This is a genomic window from Armatimonas rosea (assembly GCF_014202505.1).
Lineage (GTDB): Bacteria > Armatimonadota > Armatimonadia > Armatimonadales > Armatimonadaceae > Armatimonas > Armatimonas rosea.
The window spans coordinates 35,076-49,164 of the sequence record NZ_JACHGW010000004.1; the positions used below are offsets into that span (position 1 = coordinate 35,076).

At 64.1% G+C, this 14,089-nt stretch carries 13 protein-coding genes; 10 read left to right on the forward strand and 3 right to left on the reverse strand.

Features of this window, described 5'->3' with window-relative positions; genetic code table 11:
* Positions 1–177: 177 nt before the first annotated feature.
* The 5 genes from HNQ39_RS30650 to HNQ39_RS19555 all read left to right on the forward strand — a co-directional run bounded on the left by HNQ39_RS30650 (position 178) and on the right by HNQ39_RS19555 (position 6,163).
* The gene (locus HNQ39_RS30650; protein ID WP_184200578.1) at positions 178–600 is read left to right on the forward strand and encodes a PIN domain-containing protein; all 423 of its coding nucleotides are present in this window, start codon (positions 178–180) and stop codon (positions 598–600) included.
* Positions 601–603: 3 nt separating this feature from the next.
* The gene (locus tag HNQ39_RS19540; protein WP_184200581.1) at positions 604–2,745 is read left to right on the forward strand and encodes an ATP-dependent DNA helicase; all 2,142 of its coding nucleotides are present in this window, start codon (positions 604–606) and stop codon (positions 2,743–2,745) included.
* A 27-nt stretch (positions 2,746–2,772) separates the two neighbouring features.
* A complete protein-coding gene (locus tag HNQ39_RS19545; protein WP_184200584.1) occupies positions 2,773–3,231 on the forward strand; it encodes a hypothetical protein in 459 nt (152 codons plus the stop codon).
* Positions 3,232–3,401: 170 nt separating this feature from the next.
* On the forward strand, positions 3,402–4,508 hold the full coding sequence (gene rlmN / locus HNQ39_RS19550; protein WP_184200587.1) for a dual-specificity RNA methyltransferase RlmN: 1,107 nt from the start codon (positions 3,402–3,404) through the stop codon (positions 4,506–4,508).
* A complete protein-coding gene (locus HNQ39_RS19555; protein ID WP_184200590.1) occupies positions 4,505–6,163 on the forward strand; it encodes an NYN domain-containing protein in 1,659 nt (552 codons plus the stop codon). Before rlmN ends, HNQ39_RS19555 begins: the two co-directional genes overlap by 4 nt.
* Here the strand turns inward: HNQ39_RS19555 and HNQ39_RS19560 are convergent.
* Complete coding sequence (locus HNQ39_RS19560) at positions 6,130–6,858, reverse strand: TetR/AcrR family transcriptional regulator (protein ID WP_184200593.1); 729 nt, start codon at positions 6,856–6,858, stop codon at positions 6,130–6,132. The genes HNQ39_RS19555 and HNQ39_RS19560 overlap by 34 nt on opposite strands.
* 182 nt (positions 6,859–7,040) lie before the next feature.
* On the opposite strand from HNQ39_RS19560, the gene HNQ39_RS19565 reads away from it, so the two are divergent.
* From HNQ39_RS19565 to HNQ39_RS30020, 5 genes are all read left to right on the forward strand, one after another.
* Positions 7,041–7,403: a hypothetical protein gene (locus tag HNQ39_RS19565; RefSeq protein ID WP_184200597.1), complete on the forward strand. Its 363-nt coding sequence runs from the start codon at positions 7,041–7,043 to the stop codon at positions 7,401–7,403.
* 5 nt (positions 7,404–7,408) lie between these two features.
* Positions 7,409–8,296: a TIGR01777 family oxidoreductase gene (locus tag HNQ39_RS19570; RefSeq protein ID WP_184200602.1), complete on the forward strand. Its 888-nt coding sequence runs from the start codon at positions 7,409–7,411 to the stop codon at positions 8,294–8,296.
* 62 nt (positions 8,297–8,358) lie between these two features.
* Positions 8,359–10,302: a hypothetical protein gene (locus tag HNQ39_RS19575; protein WP_184200607.1), complete on the forward strand. Its 1,944-nt coding sequence runs from the start codon at positions 8,359–8,361 to the stop codon at positions 10,300–10,302.
* Positions 10,299–11,213, forward strand: coding sequence for a diaminopimelate epimerase (gene dapF / locus HNQ39_RS19580; protein WP_184200611.1), 915 nt, complete (start codon positions 10,299–10,301; stop codon positions 11,211–11,213). The genes HNQ39_RS19575 and dapF overlap by 4 nt, the downstream gene beginning before the upstream one ends.
* Before the next feature lie 18 nt (positions 11,214–11,231).
* Positions 11,232–12,113: a LysR substrate-binding domain-containing protein gene (locus HNQ39_RS30020; RefSeq protein WP_184200614.1), complete on the forward strand. Its 882-nt coding sequence runs from the start codon at positions 11,232–11,234 to the stop codon at positions 12,111–12,113.
* Here the strand turns inward: HNQ39_RS30020 and alr are convergent.
* Together alr and HNQ39_RS19595 are read right to left on the reverse strand one after the other, a co-directional pair.
* Positions 12,103–13,170 carry an alanine racemase gene (gene alr, locus HNQ39_RS19590; protein ID WP_184200617.1) on the reverse strand — a complete coding sequence of 356 codons (1,068 nt, stop codon included), beginning with the start codon at positions 13,168–13,170 and terminating at the stop codon, positions 12,103–12,105. The genes HNQ39_RS30020 and alr overlap by 11 nt on opposite strands.
* Before the next feature lie 28 nt (positions 13,171–13,198).
* Positions 13,199–13,999 carry a phosphodiester glycosidase family protein gene (locus HNQ39_RS19595; protein ID WP_184200620.1) on the reverse strand — a complete coding sequence of 267 codons (801 nt, stop codon included), beginning with the start codon at positions 13,997–13,999 and terminating at the stop codon, positions 13,199–13,201.
* Positions 14,000–14,089: the final 90 nt, after the last annotated feature.

Below are 14,089 nucleotides of genomic sequence, written 5' to 3' on the forward strand. Positions count from 1 at the left end.
AACACCGTCCGTAACCATCCCTGAGCACCACCCTTTAGATGAGATTATAGGGATTTTCAAGGACGAGCCACTCTGGGACGACCTGATGGAAGAAATCCGCAAGGGCCGCGAGCGCGCTTCCCGTGTCTCCTCGCAACCGAAGACACGTTCGTCGCCAAAGCGGGTTCCCACGAAAACGTGATCCTCCTAGACACAGACACTGTCTCACTCCTACTGAGAACTCCAGAGAACTATCCTGATCTTGTCCAACGAATTCGCCAAACACCTGGAGATGATATCTACATCAGTGCCATTACGGTTGGAGAGGTAATGGAAGGAGCATTAGCATTGATACGCAGGCTCCAGCCCAGAGATCAAGAATCCTTAGGCTATAAGTTGCTTGTCGAGTATTTCCAGGCACTCCAGACGTTCGCCATTCTTCCTTACGATTCTGAGGCTGAGTTACGCTTTCAAGAATTCCCAGCCCGAATCCGGCGGCTTGGACGCGGTGATTGTCAGATCGCGGCGATCGCTCTTCAAAACAACGCAACGGTTATCACACGCAACCAACGCCACTTTTCGGAGATATCCGGACTTAAATTTGAGGACTGGACACAATAGGCCTTGTCTGGTTCCCTCACACGTGTCTTTGGTAAAAATGGCCCGCTGGCCAAGCGGCTTCCGGGATTTGCGCCTCGAGCGGAGCAGACCGCACTCGCGGAGGCGATTGCAACCGGGCTCTCGGAGAGCCGCCCGTGTCTCGCCGAGGCCGGAACGGGTGTGGGAAAGAGCCTTGCCTATCTCGTCCCCCTCCTGCGCTGGCTGGAGAAGACCGACGGCCGCGCGGTGATCTCGACCCACACGCTCGGACTCCAGGGGCAGTTGATCGAGCGCGATATCCCGGCGGTGCTGGCCGCGCTGGAGTCCCCGATTGAGGCGGGCGTGCTCAAGGGGCGCCAGAACTTCCTCTGCTGGCAGGAGCTGGAGATCGCCTCGACCGAGCTCTGGACCTTTGGCGATCCCGTCTTTAAAAATATCCAGCGCTGGGCCAATGAGAGCGACTCGGGCGATGTGGCGGAGCTAGACTTTTCGTACCCCGGCTGGAGCGATATCGCCGCCCACCCCGACACCTGCCGCCACCGGGAGTGCCGCCACTACGACAAGTGTTTTTACTACAAGGCCCGCCGCAACGCCGAGAAGTGCCAGCTCCTTGTGGTCAATCACGCCCTCTTCTTCGCCGACCTGCGGCTCCAGCGCCAGGCACCGGGCGGCCCCACTCTGATTCCCACCTACGATGCCGTGGTCTTCGACGAAGCCCACCATGTGGATGATGTCGCCACCCGCGCCTTTGGGCTGGAGTGGGGCTCACGCCGGGTGCCGATCTTGCTGGCCCGGTGCAAGCGCCTGCCGCAGCTCAAGAGCCAGCACCTCGCCGCGATCGAGGCGATCCACCAGCGCCTGCTCGATCCGTATCTGGGCGCGGCCAAGTACGAAGGCTTTATGCACGAGGTAGAGGCCCCCCAGTTTCGGGAGCTGCGTGACGCGGTCTGCACGGCGCTGGACGCGCTGGCCAAGGACCTCGTCAATATCGCCGAGACCACCACCAAGACCCAAGAGAAAGAGAAAGCGGTCGGACTTGCCAAGACCGCCACGCGCCTCTCCACTGAGCTCTCCGCCTTCCACACCGAGCCGCAGGACGACTCCTATTTCCTCTGGTACCACAACCGCCAGCTCCGCGGCGGCGGTATCCTCACCACCCTAGTACGCACCCCCTACGAGATCGCTCCGGCCCTGGAAGAGTCGCTCTACTCCCGGATCGAGCGGGTCAGCTTTGTCTCCGCCACCCTCGCCACGGGCGGCGGTTTTGAGAGCGCCGCCAAGCGCCTCGGCCTAGTAAGCGCCCCCAGCCCCGTCGCCCCCACCGAGCAAGTAAAGCCTGTGGACGACGAAGACGACTTTCTCACGCCAACACCCTTAGCCTCCAGCAGTCACCCCCTTCGCCCCGACGAAGGAGGGTTTCAGGCGAAGGGGGTCGCGAGCGGTGCGAGCGGGGGGATGCCAGTGACCATCCACGCTCTCCAGAGTATCCAAGGATCGCCGTTTGACTACGAGCGCAACGGCCTGCTCTATGTCCCTCGCCACCTCGGTCCCCCCGCCAGCACCGACGAGTACGCGGACCGGATGCTCCTGGAGGTGCAGGCACTGATCAGCCTCGCCAAGGGCCGGACGTTTGTCTTGTTTACGTCGCACCGGATGCTCACGGTGGCCAAGGAGCAGCTCAAGGCCAGCCTCGGCTATCCCGTCTTTGCCCAAGGAGAGGCACCCAATGCCCGCCTCGTGGAGAGCTTTACGCAAGCAGGAAACGGGGTCTTGCTCGGGACGAGTAGCTTCTGGGAAGGAGTCGATGTCCCCGGTGAGGCGCTCTCGCTGGTGATTATGGACAAGCTCCCCTTCCCCACCCCGGACTCGCCGCCGCTGCGGGCGCGGGAGGAGCGCATCAAGAAGTCCGGTGGCGATGCCTTCAATGAGTTCAGTATGCCCGTCACCGAGCTGCGCCTCAAGCAGGGCTTCGGGCGCCTCCTGCGCACCACCACCGACCGCGGCGTGGTCGCGATCCTAGACGCCCGGCTCTGGAGCAAGGCGTACGGCCGCAAGCTCCTCGACGCCCTGCCCCCCTGCCCCCGCACCGATCAAATCAGCGCGGTCGCACAGTTCTTCGTCCCAGTCCCAAGTGACAGCGCCAGCGCGGCTCCTACAGGCAAGTAGGGGTTTGGGCCATGATCTAGCGTAGTCATGCGAAAACGCTTCCTTGTCCTTCTCGCCGTTACGGCTCTTGTCCTTCGCTGTAACTACAGCCTCAAACAGGAGCCTGAGCACTTAAAACCTGAAGACATTATCGGCGTTTGGCAAGGTTCGTACTTTGGCGGCAATGAGACGTTTACCTTCAAGGGCGATGGGACGTTGGTTCAGGAGTTCACTCGCGATGGGAAATCTCTCTACAAAAGCTCTTCCCATTGGATGATTTTCACCGGGCAAGGTGACGGCATGGATGGGGTCGAGGTCTCTGAGGGAGTCTATTGGTCTTGCGAGGGAAAGTACCCTCAGGTGTCTGCAACGTTCGAGAAGTACCAGCCCCTCACCATCCACTACATGAACCGAGGGTATTTTGATGATAAGAAGATCCTCATGATCCGGGAAGATGACCTCTCCAATGGTTACTTCCTCTCGAAGGAAGGCCAGCCTACACTATAAATACCTCGCCCCCGACGGTAAACCTCGGGGCTATGGGGCGCTTCGCGCCGCCTCCTCGTCCCTCGTCGGTAAAATTCCGAGCGGAGCGAGGCGGCGCGAAGCGCCCTATAGCCGGACGATCTCCGTCCTGGCTTACCGGATGATCTACTCCGGCATGATAATCTAAGGGCATGACTCCCACCCTTGTCGGACTCGACACCGCAGAACTCACCGCTCTCCTCACTCAAAAAGGACTTCCGGGCTACCGGGGCAAGCAGCTTGCCAAGGGCATCTACACCCGCTTCGCCCGCGACTTCGATGCCTTCACCGACCTGCCCAAGGCTCTGCGCGAGCAGCTGGCAGCGGAGACCGTTATCGGACCCTGCACCGAGCGCAGTGTACAGAGCGCCCCGGACGGCACGGAGAAGTATCTCCTGAACCTGCAAGATAGTGAGGTGATCGAGGCGGTCTATCTCCCCTACGATGATCGGACGTCGGTGTGTGTTTCGTCGCAGGTGGGCTGCCCGATGGCCTGCTCGTTCTGCGCCACCGGCACCGAGGGGCTGGCACGCAACCTGACCGCAGGGGAGATTGTCGATCAGCTCCTCTTCATGCAGGCCAAGCACCCCGAGCAGCGCATCTCGCACCTCGTGCTCATGGGCATGGGCGAGCCGCTCATCAACCTCCCCAATGTCCTCAAGGCCCTCAAGGTGCTCCACGACGAGGTCGGGCTCTCGTACCGAAACATGACGGTCTCGACAGTCGGGGTGGTGCCGGGGATGGAGAAGCTCGCCCAAGAGGACCTGCCTATCACGCTTGCGGTCTCGCTCCACGCGCCCAACAACGCCCTGCGCTCCGAGCTCGTGCCGCTCAATGAGAAGTACCCGATTGGTCGTCTGATGGAGGCTTGCCGCGACTATGTGAACACCACCAAGCGGCGCATCACGTTTGAGTATGTCCTCATGGCCGGCATCAACGACACGGAGAAGGAGGCCCACGAGCTCGGCGAGCTCCTCAAGCGCCAGCCGCTCTGCGCCGTGAACACCATTCCCTACAACTCCACCGATGTCGCCGCCCGCTACCAGCGCCCCACCCCCGAGGCAGCGCGGCTCTTCCGAGAGATCGTGGCATCGTACGGGGTTACCATCACCCAGCGCTACGAAAAGGGCCACCGGATCGCTGCGGCGTGTGGGCAGCTCAAGCGCTCCGCCCTCAAGCCCGGCTCCGCCATGCGCCCGCTTCCTCTCTTCCAGACCCCGGTCGCCGACGTGATCTCAGACCCGGAGCAGGCCGCATGACCGCCGATGAGTGGCGTGAGAAGCTCGCCACTCTCCCTACCAAAGAGATAAATCGCCTGCTCAAGTCCGAGCCAGGCCTGACCGCGCAGATCAGCACGGGCTTCCGGCCTGGCCCGGAGACCCTCAAGAACCCGGTCGTCCTGCGCCGGCTCGCCGAGGCGCTTCCCAAGAACCCCAAGCTCGCCGAGGCACTCCAGAGCCAGGAGGCACCAGAGCCGGTCGAAGCCAAGCCGAAACCCCTGCCGCCACCGACGCAAGCCAAGGCCGAGCCGAGCGTGGAGCCGTCGGAGAAGCTGCAGACGAAGCTAAAAGAGCAGCGTGCTGCGCTCAAGGCCAAGGAAGCGCTCCTTGCCGAGCAGGCGCTTCGACTCGCGCAACTGGAGAAAGAGCGCGATGCCGCCCTCACGGAGCGTGACAGCGAGCGTAGGGCACGGGAGGCTGTCGAGGTGCGCTTGGAGCGGGAACTGCGGCGCAAGGCCCCCGAGCCGGTCGCTGCCGTGGTTGTCGCGCCACCCACACCACCCACACCACCACCAATCGTCCCACCGGACGACAAGGCTGAGTGGATGCCTGATGCCCTCAACCGCCTGCTGCTGCGCGGCCACGATGCGAGCGTCTTGGGGCTCTGCCGGGAGCTTCTCTCGGATAAGGACCTCCCGGTTGCGGCGCGTGCCGGTGTGCAGGGAGTCTATGCCATGGCGCTGGGGAGTTTAGGGGCTACCGATGCACCGGAGCAGTTTCGGGTCGCCACGGAGGCGTATCTGAGTGCCGGGCGTGTGCTCGATGCCGCCGAGACCCTGCTCCGCGCCTTTCCTCGCCCCAAGCCAAGCACTGCGGAGCGCGCCCTGCTCCAGCGGCTCCTCGCCCTAGCAGAGCGGCGCGGCGAGCTGGAGGCACTGGGCCGGAGCCTGGCTCGCCAGCGCCTCACCGAGCCGACGGGCTACCGGTGCCTGCTTACCGCGCTGGAGACAGTCGGGGGGCGCTACCCGAACCTCTTGCCCAGCCCGAGTGTCACCAAGCTCTCCCCCGATGAGCCGGTCGCGCTCCCCACGGCGTCGAAGCGCGCGGCCAGTGTGACGGCGCGTCAGTTGGTCAAGGCAATCGACGAAGGCGAGGTGGTGCTGATTACGCGGGTCCGCGCCGGGCTTCAGGAGCTCCGCGGCACCAACCCGCCCCTTGCCGACGCGCTCCACAACGCAGTTGGTGCCCTCTCCGAGCCCGCCCTCACGGTCTTGACCGCCAAGCGGATTCGTCCCATTGTCGTGGACGCGTCGAATGTTGCACGCCATGTCGCCGATCCCATGGCGGCGTTTATGAACGCCAAGAAAAAACCGACCGGCTCCGCGGCACAGCTGCTCCAGGTCCGGGATTTTCTGCTACGGCATGGCTTCTTTCCGGTCTTGCTGATCGCCGATGCCAACCTGCGGCACATTGTCACCGAGAAGGCCCGCTACGACTCCCTTGTCGAGCGGCACATTGTCCGTGAGACCCTCTCCGGAACCAGCGCCGATGAGCTTCTCCTCACCGAGGCCCACGCGCACCAAGCGCCCCTGCTCACCAACGACCGCCTCGCCGACTGGGGCAAGCAAGCGGAGGGAGTCGAGCGGCTCGGGTTTACGCTTCACTCGGGCGGGGTCGTGCTGCTTCCCTCTTGAGGCGGCAGGGCGGGGTTGCCAAAGAGCGGCTCTAAAATCGCCCCGAGGCGCGCCGCCGACTGCGCCGCCCACGGGAGCCGCAGCGCAAGCCACATTCGCCCGAGCATCTCCTCGCCAAAGGCAAGTAAGTCCGCGGTCGCTTTCTGGTTGGGGGTTGGGTCCTGTGCCCAAAAAAGAACCAACAGGAGATGCCCCGTGTAGAGCAGGGTCGGGAGCTGCTGACGGATCGGGCCCTTGGGGACATCGTTTGCCCCCGCCACCACCTCCTGAAAGACCCCATGGATCCGCCGTCGCCAGTGCGCCGCCCCCTCCCCGAGCACTTGGGTCGGGCTACCGGGAGTGAGCCCGGCCCCAAAGAGCGCGGTGAGAGTGGCACGGTGCGGCAGGAGCAGCGCGATATCCGCCCGCTCGATCGCCGCCCAGCGGCTCGCCAGCGAGCCGGGCGGCAACCGCTTCGCCTCGGTCGCCAGCTCCTCCACCAGCCGCTCGTAGAGGGCGAGGACCATCTCCTCTTTCGTGCGGAAGTAGCGGTACGCAAGCCCCAGCGAGCACTCGGCGCGCTCGGCGATCCCGCGCATGGTCGCGCCCTCGAATCCCTGCTCGGCAAAGAGCTCCAGCGCCGCGGCTAAGATCCGCTCGCGGGTGCGCTCCCCTTTGGAAACCTTCTCGTTAACTGTGGTGGCTATCTCACTCATGGTTGTTTTCGGGCGCATTCGGGAGGGACGCTGGGTGATCAGCAGGACCCACAAATGCGCCTACGGAAGTTTTTGGATTGTTTTTTGAACTTTGTTCATTTTACCTCTTGACAGAGTTGATTGCCACGGATATATTAAAATTGAACGTGTTCAAAAATGTTTCGAGGATGAATTTGAGGCCAATGCTACGCGCTGTAGGAGGAAGTTTTCTGGCAACCCTGATCGGCTGGAGTGTCGGCGCGGCTTGTTGGCTGGTGTGGGCACCCATTGCCTTCTTCTACATGGGCTTTGTGATCCTTCCCCTCTGGCTCCTTGTGCTCCTGCCACTCTATCTCTTTCTGCCTCGAGAAAGTTTCCTCTGGCAGGCACGCTTTGCCCTCCCCTTGGGAGCAGCGGCGGGTGGCTTGTTGGTAGCAGCCCTCCTTGCAGTTACTGGTGCGTGGAAGGAAGTTAATCTGTTCTTCCTGCTCGATGCTCTTACGGGCGCGATCACGGGGGGGACTGCCTGCTACGCTGCCACAAAAAACGTCAGCCGCTACCGGTAACGACTATGAAACTCATCATCACGGGCGGCTCGGGGTACTGCGGCAAACTTCTGACGGCGTTCTTTACGGAGCGTGGCGACCAGGTCGTGGTGGTCTCGCGGCAAAACGGGGGCTGGGCGCGGCTCGCGGAGCTCTTTAACGGGGCCGATGTGGTGATCAATCTGGCGGGGCGCTCGGTGAACTGCCGCTACACGGCGGACAACTGCGCGGCGATCTATGCCTCGCGCTTGGACACGACGCGGGCGGTGGGCGAGGCGATTGCGGCGTGCCCGAATCCGCCACGGGTCTGGCTCAACGCGTCCACGGCGACCATCTACCGCGATGCACAGGACAGAGAGATGGACGAGGCAACGGGCGAGGTGGGAAAAGGCTTCTCCGTCGATGTGGCTACCCGCTGGGAGCAAGCGCTCGCGGATGCGCCAATACCGCATACCCGGAAAGTGGCGCTGCGTGCGGCGATGGTGATGGGGCCAGGGAGCGACGGTGTCTTCGGCGCGTTTCTGGGGCTGACCAAGCTTGGGTTGGGTGGGCCGATGGCAGGCGGTGGACAGTTTGTGAGCTGGATTCATGCTACAGATTTTTGCCGCGCAATCGCCTTCCTGATCGAGCACGAGGAGCTCTCTGGTGCCGTCAACCTCGCCGCTCCCGAGCCGGTGACCAACCGCGTGTTCCTCACTGAGCTGCGCCGTGCCCTCAAGATGCCTATCGGGCTACCGTCGGCGCGCTGGATGCTGGAGCTCGGTGCCTACCTCCGCCAGACCGAGACCGAGCTTCTTCTCAAGAGCCGCCGTGTGGTTCCGGGCAGGCTCACCAAGGCGGGCTTTACCTTCACCTTCCCGACGTGGCGCGCCGCGGCACACGCGCTTGTCGGCGACAAGGTGGACGGAAATTAAGCGGAACTTCTTAAACAGGCGTTTGTATCCTTATTAGTATCTTTGATATACTAAACCCTGCCATGACCGAAACCGCCCCCCTCGAAGGAGACTGTCGGGAGGACGCTCTCTGCGCCCTTCGCACTCGCTTCCCGAACACCACCTTCCTGGCGCTCGGGCAGACCGCGCTCTGGGATGAGCCGACCAAGGCAACCCTGCGCCGCCGCCTCGACCACTTCTGGCCCGAGGCGAGCATCCTGGCGGGGGTCCACGACACCGACTACTTCGCCAAGCTCCATGGCTTCCACCAGCCCGGCGGCGAGGCGTTTGCGCTGGTCGGCCACGACGATCACAAGACCCGTGCGCTCTGGTCGGCCGCTGGGGAGATGAGTCAGCTCTTTGGCTCCGAGGACGTGCCGACGCGTGATCTCTTGCTCCGCGAGGCAGGGGTCTCCCTCAAGAAAGCACTGGCCTTCGCCGACGATCCCGATGCACTCCTCTCGGAACTGACCATGGCGTGGGGCTGGACGGGCATTCTCCATGCGGGCTGGGAGCGCCAGATCTCCGCAGAGGTGAAGCTGGCCGAGATCCTCCCTACCCTCACGGAGCAGATTCGCTGGGCGACCGAGGGAAGTGCGGTGGGCCAGACCCTGATCGGCTGGGTCGAGGAGTTCTCCGCCGCGCACCCCGATGCCCTCCTTCCCTGTCTCTACCAGTACCTCCTGCCACGCCTCTACGAGCAGCTCTTGGGAGCCCTACCCCAGAACTTCGCCACCACGCGCACGACTACCCTCCTACGCTTCAACACCGAGACCTGCTCCCACCCCCGCTTCTGGCTGGTGCAAGCCTTCCTCGATCCTGCCACCCGCGCCCAAGCCCGTGAGGCCTACGATCTGGCGGTCGAGGGCGGCGAGCAGTACACCCTGGACCAGTTCGGCCCCGGTGCCCGCCCCTTTGATCTGGTCGTCCCCGGCCGTGGCCGTGGCACGCTCCGTGTCCGCGCCGATGGCTCGGTCTGGATCGATACGCCCGACCCGATCCACCTGCCTGGCGAGAAGGTCATCACGAGCGTCCGGCAGCTTGCCGAGCGGATAGAGAGTGCGCTCGGGCCGGACTGTGTGCTGATTGGCAAGGCAGTCGCGCTCTTGCCGATGCTGACGGCGGAGTGGGTTCTGGTCTTCCACGAGGGAGCGAGCGGCTACTCCTGGCGCTCGGCGCGGCTGATGGCGGAGCTGCGCCGCCTGCGGGTCTCGCACCCGACGCTTCGCCCGATCCTGCGCATCACCTACCACACCTGGGACAGCCTCAGCGCCGCGCCCGGTGTCCGCCTCACCCTCCCCGAGCACCTTACCCAAGCACTCGGACGCCAGACACTCGATGCCGATGACTTTGCCGCGTGCTGGCGACGGGGCAGCGAGTGGGAGAGCCGCCGCCTCACCGAGCTAGCCGGTCTGCGCTCGCCCAAGTCGCTGCTGGCCTACCTGGAGCGGCACTGCCTGCTGATGAGCGCTGCGGAGTACGCCCGCGCCAACAACACCCTCCAGCTCCTCTGGGAGCAGGCCCGAACCCTGCGCGACCACGAGCGCTCTGTACTCACCGAGGTCCGCCAGCTCCGCGCAACATCGAACGCACTCGAGCATGCCAAGGGGGACGACTTCCGTGCCCGTGGCTCGGTCCTTGACGATGCCGCCGTGCAGGAGCGCCGTGAGCGCTTCGATCTGCCGCTCGCCCAGAATCGCCGCCGGGTCCGCCAGCTTCTTCTCCAGGCCAAGCAGCTTCACCGCGAGCGGGTGATTATCGAGCGCTCCCCCCGCGCCCTCGCCGCCCGCACCACCCTGCGCCGGATCGAGGCCGAGGCGGAGATCGCCAAGGCACGCCTCGCTAAGAACGCACTCCAGACGGTCCACGGGCTCCCTCACACCGAGAAGCGCCCCTCCGCGTGGTGGTTCCCCCAGGTCGATCCCAGCGGCCGCTGGTTCAACCAAGTCGCCGATACCGCAGAGCTACGGCTCGAAGAGCTGGTGTGATCGCCTTCACCAAGATGCAGGCGATCGGCAACGACTTTGTCGTGATCGAGGAGCCGGAAAACATCGACCTCTCCGCGCTCGCCGCCAAGGTCTGTGATCGGCGCTTTGGGATCGGGGCCGATGGCATGCTGACTTACAAAGCGAACCCACCCGCCTCTCCGTTCGTCCCTCTCTCCGAGGCACCCTCCCTTGCGGCAAGGGAGGGCTGGGGTGGGTTCCGCTTCCGTATCTTCAACGCCGATGGCTCCGAGGACACGATGTGCGGCAACGGGCTACGCTGTGTCGTGCGGCTGGCCACGGAGCGAGGGCAGGTTCCCTTGACCGGGATCGCCCAGACGGCATCGGGGGAGGTTCCCTACGCTATCGACGGTACACAGATCACCCTCACGCTTCCCCCACCGCGCTTCGACTGTGATAGCATTCCTCTTGACCTTATAGCCTGGGGGGAACGCTTTCGGACCCTGTTCGATGGACGAAACCTGATGCCGGTTCCCGTCGCCGGGGGCTCGTTTGCGCTTAGCGCGGTCAACACGGGCTCCACCCACAGTGTCACGTTTCGTAGCAACTTGCCCAGTGACGAGGAGTTTCTCTCGTGGTCGCCGCGGGTGGAGAATAGCCCGGCATTTCCCGAGAAGACCAGCCTGATGTGGGCCACGGTCTCGGGGAGCAATGCGCTGAAACTCCGTATCTGGGAGCGCGGGGTTGGGGAGACGCTCGGCTGTGGGACGGGAGCCTGCGCGGCCGCCGTGCTCGCCATTGTGGAGGGGAAGGCCAGCCCCGTTTTCCCCGTGGAGGTCACGTCGAAGGGCGGCACCGTGCAGGTTCGCTGGGATGGCGACGAGCGCTCGCCGATCTTGCTGATAGGTTCTGCAAACACTATATATAGCGGTACCTTGGACAGTTTTCTCTAAGGACGGTAGAATCCGTGCGTGGATCTCGATGCCCTTCGCCTCTTTGTTGATCTTGCAGAGACACGCTCCTTCTCCAAAACCGCAGGAAAACACTTCGTCTCCCAGTCCGCCGTGAGCCAGCGGGTGCGCTCCCTTGAAAAAGAGCTTGGTCACCGGCTGGTAGAGCGCGGGAAAGGCCGTCCCGGCGCGCACTTCACCGAGGCGGGCGAGCGCACCCTTAGCTATGCACGGGAGATCCTGGGTCGCGCCGATGCCCTCAAGCGTGAGCTGATAGACCTCGGGAGTGAGATTGGCGGTGCGCTCAATGTGGCGACGGTCTACTCCATCGGGCTGCACGCACTCACCCCGTCGGTCTCGGACTTTCTGCGGCAGTTTCCCACGGTGAACCTGCACCTGGAGTACCTGCGCACCGACCGCATCTACGAGGCGCTGCTGGCGGGGACCATTGACTGCGGAATTGTCGCCTGCCCGCGGGAGCGGGTGGGAATCACGGTCCTGCCCCTGCACTCCGAGCGCATGGTGGTCGCTCTCCCGGCGGGGCATATCCTGGCAAAGGAGAAAGTCATCCACGCCAGTGACCTCGCCGACCGGCCCTTTGTGGCCTTCGACGCCGACATCCCCACGCGGCTCCTGATCGACAGCTTCCTCGCCGAGCACAATGTCTCGGTGCGCATCACCCAGGCCTTCGACAATATCGAGACCATCAAGCGCGTGGTCGAGATTGGACTGGGGGTCAGCATCCTCCCCGAGCCGACCGTCGAGCGCGAGGCCCGCGATGGCACGATTATCGTCCGCCCCCTCGCCGATGGAGAGCTGACGCGCCCGACCGGGGTTCTCCTGCCCAAGGGCCGCACCCCGAGCCGTGCCCTAGAGCGCTTTCTCTCCGTGATTACCCCGTGACATAGTAGCGGGGCACGCGGCTATTGAGCAGGGTGGTTGGCTCGTGCGCCGTGGTCTCCGCCCACTGCGCCACCTCCTCCGCCGTGATCCCCTCCCCGATCAGGGTCACCGTCTCGCCCACCTCAACACCCGGAACATCGGTCACGTCAATCTGGCACTGGTCCATCGAGACCCGCCCCACGATCGGGCAGCGCACGCCCCGGACACTCACAAAGCCTTGGTTTCCCAGCCGCCGGAGCCAGCCGTCACCGTAGCCCGCCGGGACAGTCGCAATCACGGAGTCTCGCTCGAGGGTGTGGGTCCGTCCATAGCCCACGGTCGCCCCCGCCGGGAGTGGCTTTACCAGGGTCAGGCGCGCCTTCACGGTCATGGCCGGAACGACCGGGCACTGCTCCAGAGCACCCGGATAGGGCGCGATCCCGTAGAGAATAGCCCCTGCTCGGGGAAAGCCCTCGCCGGGCACCCGTAACATCCCCGGCGAGTTGCTCAGGGAACGCTCGCCCTGCCAGGTGCGGGTCGCCTCGGCAAAGGCCGCACACTGTGCGATTGTCGGTGCGAGCTCCGGCTCATCGGCGCTGGCAAAGTGGGTCGCAACACCGACAATCTCCACCTGGGGCGGGCAAGACGCGCGTAGCTGGGCGAGGGTCTCGCTGTCCATGCCCTCCCGCCCCATCCCGGAGTCGTGGACCAGAAAGCAGGGCGCGGGAAGGGGCGCGCCCTGTGCCGCGGTGGCGAAGGCCTGAAAGAACGCGGGGCTGGAGATAAAGGGAGTGAGGTGGGCACGCAGGCAGTCCTCCGCCTCTTCCGGGAGCAGGGCGCTGAGCGGGTAGATCGCCTCGGTAATCCCTGCCTTGCGCAGGCTCAGTCCCTCGTCGAGGGTCGCCACACACAGCCGCTGCGCGCCCGCCGCGACACACGCACGGGCCACAGGGACGAGCCCATGGCCGTAGGCATTGGCCTTGACCACCGCAGCGACATCGCCGTAGCGGGCTGTCAGGAGACGAAAGTTAAGGGCGATGGCCTCCAGAGAGACCTCCGCCCAGACACGTGTACGCACAAGGGGTATCTTACCCCGTATTGGGAGCCTAGTCCCGCTTCGCCACCGTGATCGGCTTCTTGCGCATCGCAAGCGCCACCGGCCGCTCCACATAGACCGCCAGCGCATTGGTGAGCTTGCGCCCCGGAGCCACGAGCGCCTTGCCGTCGAGGTAGAGCCCGGTCGAGGAGCCGCCGTCGTAGTTGAGCGCCTCCACCGCCCCTGCGGCCTTGAGCACCTTTGCCCACTCGGTCAGCGTGACAGGAGTCTTGGTGGCACAGAGGATAAGATCGCCGTTCTTGAGGACGCCCACACCGGCACGGGGGTCGGGTCTCTCCAGGAGCGGGCTAAAGCCAGACTTGCGCGGATTGACCACGCTCTTGCCGTCTTTGAGCAGAGCAATCCCCCCCGCCAAGACGATATCGCTCTTGCCCCAGTCGGTGTGCCGGTCGATCCCATCGTTGCTGCGGATCGACGCCACCCAGCCCTCGCCCTTCTTCACGTGGCGCAGACAGAGCGCCGCACCACGCCCCCCAAAGTGGACCAGCTTCTTGCCAATGACGATATCCCCCATCGGTTGGAGGCTCTTGGTATCGAAAAATGCCCCCGTGAGCACCACACGAGCGCCCCGTGTCGCCATCGACGCCAGGCTCTCGGAGCGTCCTACGCCGCCTTGAGCGAGCATCGGCTGGACGAGCACGCGATCGGAGTCCAGGCTGACCCGAACCACATGCACTGTCGCCCCACTGAGCACACGCACCTCTTGTTGGAGCGCCTGTGCCTCTGCATTGGCGACAGAGGCGGTTAGCCCCAAGAGACAGGTGAGAGACAGTAAAAATAGGGTCTTCATGGTGTACAGAAATCTTCGGCCCGACCCAAGGCCCATTCCACCGCGCATTTACCAGGATTGGCCCTGACCTGATTACCAGTTTTCCGCTTC

What these genes read in the sequence shown, in the direction of transcription:
- HNQ39_RS19555 (WP_184200590.1), top strand. Translation starts at nt 4,505, where the DNA reads ATGACCGCCGATGAGTGGCGTGAGAAGCTCGCCACTCTCCCTACCAAA.
- HNQ39_RS19575 (WP_184200607.1), top strand. Translation starts at nt 8,359, where the DNA reads ATGACCGAAACCGCCCCCCTCGAAGGAGACTGTCGGGAGGACGCTCTC.
- HNQ39_RS19565 (WP_184200597.1), top strand. Translation starts at nt 7,041, where the DNA reads ATGCTACGCGCTGTAGGAGGAAGTTTTCTGGCAACCCTGATCGGCTGG.
- rlmN (WP_184200587.1), top strand. Translation starts at nt 3,402, where the DNA reads ATGACTCCCACCCTTGTCGGACTCGACACCGCAGAACTCACCGCTCTC.
- HNQ39_RS19595 (WP_184200620.1), bottom strand. Translation starts at nt 13,999, where the DNA reads ATGAAGACCCTATTTTTACTGTCTCTCACCTGTCTCTTGGGGCTAACC.
- HNQ39_RS19545 (WP_184200584.1), top strand. Translation starts at nt 2,773, where the DNA reads ATGCGAAAACGCTTCCTTGTCCTTCTCGCCGTTACGGCTCTTGTCCTT.
- HNQ39_RS19560 (WP_184200593.1), bottom strand. Translation starts at nt 6,858, where the DNA reads ATGAGTGAGATAGCCACCACAGTTAACGAGAAGGTTTCCAAAGGGGAG.
- HNQ39_RS19570 (WP_184200602.1), top strand. Translation starts at nt 7,409, where the DNA reads ATGAAACTCATCATCACGGGCGGCTCGGGGTACTGCGGCAAACTTCTG.